5 protein-coding genes, 1 pseudogene and 1 riboswitch are annotated in these 8,713 nt (G+C 44.0%); of the genes and pseudogenes, 1 reads left to right on the forward strand and 5 read right to left on the reverse strand.

Going from position 1 to position 8,713, the window contains the following annotated elements:
- Positions 1-88: 88 nt before the first annotated feature.
- The 3 genes and pseudogenes from sdhB to JCM21738_RS19855 form a co-directional block, all read right to left on the reverse strand.
- Entirely contained in the window at positions 89-850 is a 762-nt protein-coding gene (sdhB, locus tag JCM21738_RS19845; RefSeq protein ID WP_023627083.1) for a succinate dehydrogenase iron-sulfur subunit, read from the reverse strand.
- Between the two features lie 6 nt (positions 851-856).
- Positions 857-2,612, reverse strand: a pseudogene (sdhA, locus tag JCM21738_RS19850) (succinate dehydrogenase flavoprotein subunit).
- A gap of 85 nt (positions 2,613-2,697) precedes the next feature.
- The gene (locus tag JCM21738_RS19855; protein WP_023627081.1) at positions 2,698-3,306 is read right to left on the reverse strand and encodes a succinate dehydrogenase cytochrome b558 subunit; all 609 of its coding nucleotides are present in this window, start codon (positions 3,304-3,306) and stop codon (positions 2,698-2,700) included.
- A gap of 454 nt (positions 3,307-3,760) precedes the next feature.
- On the opposite strand from JCM21738_RS19855, the gene JCM21738_RS19860 reads away from it, so the two are divergent.
- Entirely contained in the window at positions 3,761-4,216 is a 456-nt protein-coding gene (locus JCM21738_RS19860) for a YslB family protein (protein ID WP_035209986.1), read from the forward strand.
- A gap of 372 nt (positions 4,217-4,588) precedes the next feature.
- On the opposite strand, the gene JCM21738_RS19865 is transcribed toward JCM21738_RS19860, so the two are convergent.
- Positions 4,589-5,821 carry an aspartate kinase gene (locus JCM21738_RS19865; protein WP_023627079.1) on the reverse strand — a complete coding sequence of 411 codons (1,233 nt, stop codon included), beginning with the start codon at positions 5,819-5,821 and terminating at the stop codon, positions 4,589-4,591.
- A gap of 164 nt (positions 5,822-5,985) precedes the next feature.
- A riboswitch (Lysine riboswitch) is annotated at positions 5,986-6,163 on the reverse strand.
- 69 nt (positions 6,164-6,232) lie between these two features.
- Positions 6,233-8,005, reverse strand: coding sequence for an excinuclease ABC subunit UvrC (gene uvrC, locus JCM21738_RS19875; RefSeq protein ID WP_023627077.1), 1,773 nt, complete (start codon positions 8,003-8,005; stop codon positions 6,233-6,235).
- Positions 8,006-8,713: the final 708 nt, after the last annotated feature.

Consider the following 8,713-nt stretch of genomic DNA (forward strand, 5'->3'; position numbering starts at 1 on the left):
ATTTCGGTCCGCCTAATGAAGTCAAAGAACGACTTCACCGGACGGCCCTCCAGCGCTTTTCGGGGCTAGACAAGGCGCTTTCGCTTTTCTATACTTGATCGCTTCCGAAGAAGTTCTTAAATGCCTGCAGTGTTGTATCACGGTTCAAGGCTGCGATTGAAGTTGTCAATGGAATGCCTTTAGGGCAAGACTGGACGCAGTTCTGTGAGTTACCGCAGTTTGCAAGTCCGCCGTCTCCCATGATTGTTTCAAGACGCTCGCCTTTGTTCAAAGCACCTGTTGGGTGGGCGTTGAAAAGACGAACCTGTGATAATGGCTGTGGCCCGATGAAGTCTGACTTGTCGTTTACATTAGGGCAAGCCTCAAGGCAGACTCCACAAGTCATGCACTTGGAAAGTTCATATGCCCACTGACGCTTTTTCTCTGGCATACGTGGACCAGGTCCAAGATCGTAAGTACCATCGATTGGGACCCATGCTTTAACACGCTTCAAAGAATCGAACATGCGGCTGCGGTCAACCTGAAGGTCACGGACAACCGGGAATGTTCTCATTGGCTCAAGCCTGATTGGCTGCTCCAGCTGGTCAACCAGGGCAGAACATGACTGGCGAGGGCGGCCATTGATGACCATTGAACACGCACCACAAACCTCTTCAAGACAGTTCATATCCCAAGCAATCGGAGTCGTGGCTTCACCTTTTGAGTTCACAGGATTACGTCGGATTTCCATCAGTGCCGAAATGACGTTCATATTTGGACGATAATCTAAAACAAACGTCTCCTCATAAGGGGCTGATTCAGGAGCATCCTGACGGCTGATTACAAAAGTAACAGTTTTATTCTCTGACATGCCTTATTACTCCCCCTTCTTCTTAGAGTAATCGCGCTTACGCGGTTTGATTAATGAAGTATCAACTTCTTCATAGTGGAAAGCTGGAGCAGAGTTTGCATCAACAAACTTCGCCATAGTTGTTTTCAAGAAATCTTCATCGTTACGATCCGGGAATTCTGGTTTATAGTGAGCCCCCCGGCTTTCGTTACGGTTATATGCACCAATTGTGATAACACGCGCAAGCTGAAGCATGTTTTGAAGCTGGCGTGTGAACACAGCACCCTGGTTGCTCCATTTCGCAGTATCGTTGATGTTGATATTCTTATAGCGCTCCATCAACTCGACAATCTTCTCGTCTGTTTTCAGAAGTCTATCATTGTAACGAACAACGGTTACATTGTCAGTCATCCATTCGCCAAGCTCTTTGTGTAGGACATAGGCATTTTCAGTGCCATCTAGTGACATGACATTGTCCCACTTCTCCTGCTCCATCTTAACAGCATCATCAAATAGTGCTGAAGAAACAGCATCTGAGCTCTTTTCTAGGCCGTTGATATAACGGATTGCGTTTGGACCTGCTACCATACCGCCATAGATTGCAGATAATAGTGAGTTAGCACCAAGACGGTTCGCACCGTGCTGTGAATAGTCAACCTCACCTGCAGCAAACAGACCTGGAATGTTTGTCATTTGATCATAGTCAACCCATAGTCCACCCATAGAATAGTGAACTGCAGGGAATATTTTCATAGGTACTTTTCTTGGGTCATCACCCATGAATTTCTCATAGATTTCAATGATACCGCCAAGCTTTATATCAAGCTCTTTAGGATCTTTATGTGAAAGGTCAAGATAAACCATGTTCTCGCCATTGATGCCAAGCTTTTGGCTTACGCACACATCGAAGATTTCTCGTGTAGCGATGTCACGAGGAACAAGGTTTCCATATGCAGGATACTTCTCTTCAAGGAAGTACCATGGCTTGCCATCCTTATAAGTCCAAACTCGTCCACCTTCACCGCGGGCAGATTCACTCATCAGGCGGAGTTTGTCATCCCCCGGGATTGCTGTAGGGTGAATCTGGATGAATTCACCGTTAGCGTAATATCCTCCCTGCTGGTAAACGATTGCAGCAGCAGAACCTGTGTTGATAACTGAGTTCGTTGTTTTACCGAAAATGATACCGGGGCCCCTGTTGCCATCATGACGGCATCAGCAGCAAATGAATTGATTTCCATTGAAGTCAGGTTCTGTGCTACGACCCCGCGGCAAACCCCTTCTTCGTCCTTGATTATTCCGAGGAATTCCCATCCTTCGTACTTCGTAACCAATCCAGCCACTTCATGACGGCGTACCTGCTCATCCAAAGCGTATAGAAGCTGCTGCCCAGTTGTTGCACCAGCAAATGCAGTACGGTGGTGCTGCGTGCCTCCGAAGCGGCGGAAATCAAGCAAACCTTCCGGCGTACGGTTGAACATAACTCCCATACGGTCAAGAAGGTGGATGATGCCAGGCGCTGCTTCAGCCATAGCCTTAACCGGAGGCTGGTTCGCAAGGAAGTCACCGCCGTAAACTGTATCATCAAAGTGCTCCCATGGAGAGTCACCTTCACCTTTAGTGTTTACTGCACCGTTGATTCCGCCTGTGCACATACAGAGTGGGAACGTTTTACCGGCACAAGAGAAAACAGTTCTACAGGAGTTCCTGTTTCTGCAATTTTTATTGTAGCCATTAAGCCAGCTAAACCGCCGCCGACTACGATCACCTTACCTTTACTCATCGTGACTCACTCCCTTAAATCCATGTCTGTCTTTCAAATCCGATCAAAAGTAAATCTTTTTCAGCATATAGTCCTGGAAAAGGTTTTATACGAATGCCAGGATTGCGCGGACACCTACGATGGAAAGCGCAATGAAAACTCCGATAGTGACGTAAGTGGAAATCACTTGCGAACGCGGTGTTACCGTGATTCCCCAGCTTACGAAGAATGACCATAATCCGTTCGCAAAGTGGAAAGTAGTTGAGATGACACCAATTAAATAGAACCAAAGCATGAATGGAGAAGAAAGTATCGTTTCCATCATCTGGAAGTTAACTTCTGCACCAAATGCTGCGGCAATACGGGTTTCCCATACATGCCAAGCTACGAAGATCAAAGTGATCACACCAGATACACGCTGAAGCATGAACATCCAGTTTCTGAAATGGCTGTATTGGCCTATATTGTTTTTAGCCGTAAAAGCAATATAAAGACCATAAATTGCATGGAATAATAATGGTAAGAAGATAATGAAAATTTCTAGAAAATACCTAAAAGGCAACTGCTCCATAAAATGTGCTGCTTTATTGAATGATTCTTCTCCTCCTGTAGCAAAATGGTTGACTACAAGGTGCTGCATTAGGAACAGACCTACTGGAATGACACCCAGCAAAGAATGCAGCCTCCGCCAATAAAACTCTTGTCTACCTGCCATATGTATACCCCCCTTGAAATTTGGCCGTGATGTTCAGGCTTCTCTCCCTATCTCTATTAAAATAACAGATTGATTCAACCTAACATCAAAAATAAGCATTTCTTACAATTATGTGACATGTTCATTTTACTCCCATCATTATAGAGCGTCAAGAAAACGGATACATAAAAATGCTTATATGAATAAAATTTTTAAAACATATTGATATTGTAAAAACACCACTTTCTAATTATTCCAACGCGTAAAAGAGTATATTAAAATAATACTATTGCTCATTGGACACAGCAGATTAAAATTTCCCGGAACTATAATTTTTGGATACTAAAGTTTCGGGTATGGTATAAACATGGAAAAATTTTATAAAATTTCTTATGCCAAGCAAAATTCAACAACTTTTAATTTAATGTTTTCACGGCAAATTGTTTATAATAGAGTGATAGAAAGAGGGGAGAACATGAGCGAAATAACTACATCTGAGCAAAAAACTGAGAGCGAGCCACTGGCTGTCCCTGCGTTTGGATACGAATTGATCAGGGAAGTCCTTCTGCCGGAATTGCTTGGTAAAGATACGCAAGAAATCTTGTATTGGGCCGGAAAACGCCTTGCCCGAAAGTTTCCATTAGCAAACCATGACGAAACCATCCGCTTCTTCCTGGATGCCGGCTGGGGCAAACTTACCATCAAAGAAGAATCCAGAAGAGAAATGGTGCTTGAACTTGGCAGCGAAATAATATCCTCCCGACTGAAAAACAACCCAAAAACCACATTCCAGTTAGAAGCAGGCTTCATCGCCCAGCAAATGGAACAACAGAAAAAAGTTACAGCCGAAGCTTTCGAACACCCAAATAAAAAATCATCAAAAATCCTGTTCACGATTAAATGGGATAAGAGTGATCATATTGATGAGTAAACCATCGAGTGATTAACCCAGCCAGGGCTGTCATTCACTATTTAAATCGAACGCATATAACCTAATAAAGTTGACCGGGCACAGTGAAACCCTTCGCTGTGCCCCTTGGTATGCTTTAGGCTTCTTTTCTGGACTATTATAGTGACGATTTTTCCTCAGGAGCATTTTTTCTTTTATGTGACCTTTACCTCTGCCTTTTAACTCTAAAGGGCACAATATTCCCTTTTATGTGACCGATTGATCTTCCTTTTTATTAAACAGGGAACATTTCTACCTTTTATCTGCCGGTTGCTCTCGCTTCTGGTAAACGGGGAACATATACACAAATAGCCTTCCCAATTACGCGCACCGGGAAAGCTATTTTTCTCCTGATTAATTCGTCTTAACAGCTTCAGAGTAAAGCTCAAATGCTTCATGCAAGGATTCGACTGCCTTCACCATTTGTTTTTCTTCAACTACGGTGGAGACTTTGATTTCGGATGTGCTGACCATCTTCACCTGGATACCGTGTCCTTCAAGGACTTCGAACATTTTGGCAGCTACTCCCGGATTTGAAACCATTCCTGAACCTACGATTGAAACCTTCGCCAGGCCAGTTTCTGATTCGACTGCTTGATAATTCAATGCTGCTTTATTGCGTTCTAATACATCCAATGTCTCGGACAGATCGTTGCTCTTGATTGAGAATGATATGTTTGCAGTCCCTGCTTCTGTACGGCTTTGGACAATAATATCGACATTGATGTGGTTCTGTGCAAGTGTTGTGAATATAGTAGAAAGTCCTTTTAATGAAGTGCTTACTCCAAGGACTGATACTCTTGTAATTTTGTCTTCAAATGCTACTCCACGTACGATTAGATTTTGTTCCATTTCATTCTCCTCCTCGATGATCGTGCCTCTTTCTTTTTCCATGCTGGATCTTACTTCAAGTGGCAATCCATAGTTTTTCGCAAACTCAACCGCACGCGGATGGAGCACACCAGCCCCCAGATTTGCCAGTTCAAGCATTTCATCATAAGAAACACTCAGCAATTTTCTCGCGCTTTTCACATATCTAGGATCTGTCGTGAACACGCCAGTCACATCGGTATAGATATCGCATTTATCAGCCTTTAAAGCCGCCGCAAGCGCTACTGCCGTTGTATCTGACCCTCCGCGTCCAAGTGTGGTGATTTCACCATCATCCGTTACTCCCTGGAATCCCGCGACAATAACCACCTTGCCACTCTCTAAATCTCTGGCAATCCTGTCGGTCTCAATATCGACAATCCGGGCGTTCCCATGTACAGCTTCAGTTTTGATTCCGGCCTGCCAGCCTGTATAGGAAACAGCATCGATCCCATTCTGCATCAATGCCATGGAATAAAGCGCAATGGTAATTTGCTCTCCCGTTGTCAAAAGCATATCCATCTCTCTTTTAGATGGAGCGCTTGAAATATCATTCGCCATATCGACAAGATGGTCCGTCGTCTTGCCCATTGCTGATACAACTACGACTACATTGCTGCCGTTCTGCAATTCTTCTGCTGTCCGGCTTGCTGCGTTCCTGATCCTTTCGACACTTCCCACTGATGTTCCGCCAAATTTCTGTACAATCAATCCCATACGTTTCCCCTGCCTCTTCATTCTGTATTTTTGCCTCTAATAGAGCTTCATGGCTACGCCGCATATGTATCTTTCCCAAAGACTTCTATTAAAAAAGCCCTTAAAAAACAGAAAAAGCAATGGAAGTGGCTCCCATTGCTTGATAAACGTGTATATACGCTGCAACATGAGATAGCACTCCAAGATGGCAATCTTGACAATCCAGCGTTTATTCAACGAAGGACCAGCGAAAAAATGGATAGGCATTTCCCCACTTCGGCGAACATCCCCTTTCAAAGGCCATCAATGAATCCTACAATTCTCCGGGCTTTTACTCTTGAAGCTCGCACCTCTATCTTCACTTTAATGCTCTAAAGTGATAGCTATATGAAATTTTTATCATTATAGCACAGAAAAAAATAGAATGCTACATTAATTCTGTAATTTCTGATACAGTTCCTCCGCTACATTCGCTGGCAGGCCGGCAGCATTCAGCTCTTCCAAAGAGGCTTCCCTCATTTTTTTCACAGAACCGAAATGCTTCAACAGAGCCTTCTTGCGCTTTTCGCCAATGCCAGGAATGTCATCAAGCAGTGATTGAAAAGCACTTTTGCCTCTTAGCTGGCGATGGAAGGTAATCGCGAACCTGTGGACTTCATCCTGGATTCTTTGCAATAGATAAAACTCCTGGCTGTTTCGCGGCAGTTCGATCACCTGCAGCGGGTTGCCGTAGAGAAGCTGGGAGGTCCTGTGTTTATCATCCTTGGCCAGGCCGGCTATCGGAATGTCGAGTCCCAATTCATTTTCCAGCACATCACGTGCTGATTCAATATGTCCTTTTCCGCCATCAATGATAATCAAATCCGGCAGTGGCAAATCCTCTCTCAAAACACGTGTATACCTGCGCCTCACGACTTCCCTCATGGATTCGTAGTCATCCGGGCCTTTGACTGATTTAATCTTATATTTGCGGTATTCTCTTTTTTCAGGCTTGCCGTCAATAAAAACAATCATCGCAGATACCGGATCGGTCCCCTGGATGTTAGAGTTATCGAAAGACTCGATTCGATGAGGGGTGTAGATGCCCATTTGCTTACCAAGGTTTTCAACAGCGTTGATGGTCCGTTCTTCATCGCGCTCGATTAATGAAAACTTCTCTTTCAGGGCGATACCAGCATTCTTGGATGCTAGGTGGACAAGCTCCTTTTTCTTTCCTCTCTGTGGTTTGAGGACTTTCACTTCAAGCAGCCCCTCGGCCAGTTCAAGGTCCACACCCTCAGGAACCAATATTTCCTTCGGCCTGAAATGCTCATTTTTCGAGTAAAATTGCCCCAGGTATGTGAGGATATCTTCTTCAGGTTCATTGTGGATTGGGAACATCGAAACCTCTCGTTCGATCAATTTCCCCTGACGGATAAAAAAGACCTGTACACACATCCAGCCCTTGTTGACAGCATATCCAAACACATCCCGGTCGGTAAAATCTGTTGTAGTCATCTTCTGCTTTTCCATCGTCGCCTCAATATGGGCGATCTTGTCGCGAAATTCCTTGGCACGTTCAAAATCAAGTTCTTCGGCAGCCGCAGCCATTTTCACCGTCAAATCTACCTTTATTTCTTTATATCCCCCGTTGAGGAAACGTGTAATCTCATCTGTAATCTGCTTATACTCTTCCTTGCGTACGTCCTTGACACAGGGAGCAAGGCACTGCCCCATATGATAATAAAGGCATACTCGGTCAGGCAGAGTAGAACACTTACGGAGCGGATAAATCCTGTCCAGCAGCTTTTTCGTCTCATTGGCCGCCTGTACATTTGGATACGGACCAAAATATTTGCCGCTGTCCTTCTTTACTTTTCGCGTAATGATCAGCTTTGGATGCCGTTCTGCAGTAAGCTTGATGAACGGATATGATTTATCATCCTTGAGCATGATATTATATTTTGGGTCATATTTCTTGATCAGGTTAATTTCAAGAAGCAGTGCTTCCATATCGGAGGAGGTGACGATATACTCAAAATCCTCAATTTCGTTAACAAGACGGAGCGTTTTTCCATCATGTGATCCTGTAAAATAAGAGCGCACCCTGTTCTTCAATACTTTCGCTTTCCCAACGTAAATGATGGTCCCTTGCCTGTCCTTCATTAAATAACAGCCTGGCTGGGCAGGGAGAAATGCCAGCTTATTTCTGATCTGTTCATTCATGCCGTTCACCTCCTGTTTCGGTGTCCATTTATATAAAATAATCTTATGATAGGCTGGGGCAAAAATTCTATCTGAAGTAAATCACTCTATTTTCTGGAGCTTTCCACCAGGATGTGCCTCCGCTTTCAATATTCTGGGCAAAAAGTGCCCAAACACCATATGCGAACAGCTGCAATGCACCCAAGTGAAAACTGCATTTCTTTATAAACACTACTATTCAATGCTGGCAAAAAATTAATATGCCGATAACTATATATAATACCATCAAAACAGTTGTTCGTGAAAGATTCCCACCACAAAATGTTGGTAAACAAGAATGCTTTCATCCTTGCCCACATAGACAGTTCATTTGATAACGAAGTACCTCATATTCTTGAAAATTAAACTAATGCTGATTTGGTGTATATGCCAAAAAATCATTTCTTCAGCACTCTCAAATGCACCCTTATGAGCAATGACAACTAGACATAAGGGTCTGTTTAACTGCTAAAAGCACCCTTATGTGGAACAACACCACGGCATAATGCGTGTTTAATAAGAAAAGCGCAAGCGCTTGGTCAGCCCCGACAATCGTTGGAGGGCCGCCCGGTGAAGTCGCTCTTTGACTTCATCGGGCGGACCGAAATCGAAAAGTATAGCCGACTGTCCAGAAACGCAGAAACTGGAGACTCCGACAAAGAAGCGCATTTTGCTTCTGCCGGCGGAGTT

The sequence above is a fragment of the Mesobacillus boroniphilus JCM 21738 genome (assembly GCF_000517385.1).
GTDB lineage: Bacteria > Bacillota > Bacilli > Bacillales > Cytobacillaceae > Mesobacillus > Mesobacillus boroniphilus.

Bases quoted from the DNA above. Each gene is read 5' to 3' on its own strand.
- sdhB (WP_023627083.1), bottom strand. From the start codon at position 850: ATGTCAGAGAATAAAACTGTTACTTTTGTAATCAGCCGTCAGGATGCT.
- JCM21738_RS19855 (WP_023627081.1), bottom strand. From the start codon at position 3,306: ATGGCAGGTAGACAAGAGTTTTATTGGCGGAGGCTGCATTCTTTGCTG.
- JCM21738_RS19860 (WP_035209986.1), top strand. From the start codon at position 3,761: ATGAGCGAAATAACTACATCTGAGCAAAAAACTGAGAGCGAGCCACTG.
- JCM21738_RS19865 (WP_023627079.1), bottom strand. From the start codon at position 5,821: ATGGGATTGATTGTACAGAAATTTGGCGGAACATCAGTGGGAAGTGTC.
- uvrC (WP_023627077.1), bottom strand. From the start codon at position 8,005: ATGAATGAACAGATCAGAAATAAGCTGGCATTTCTCCCTGCCCAGCCA.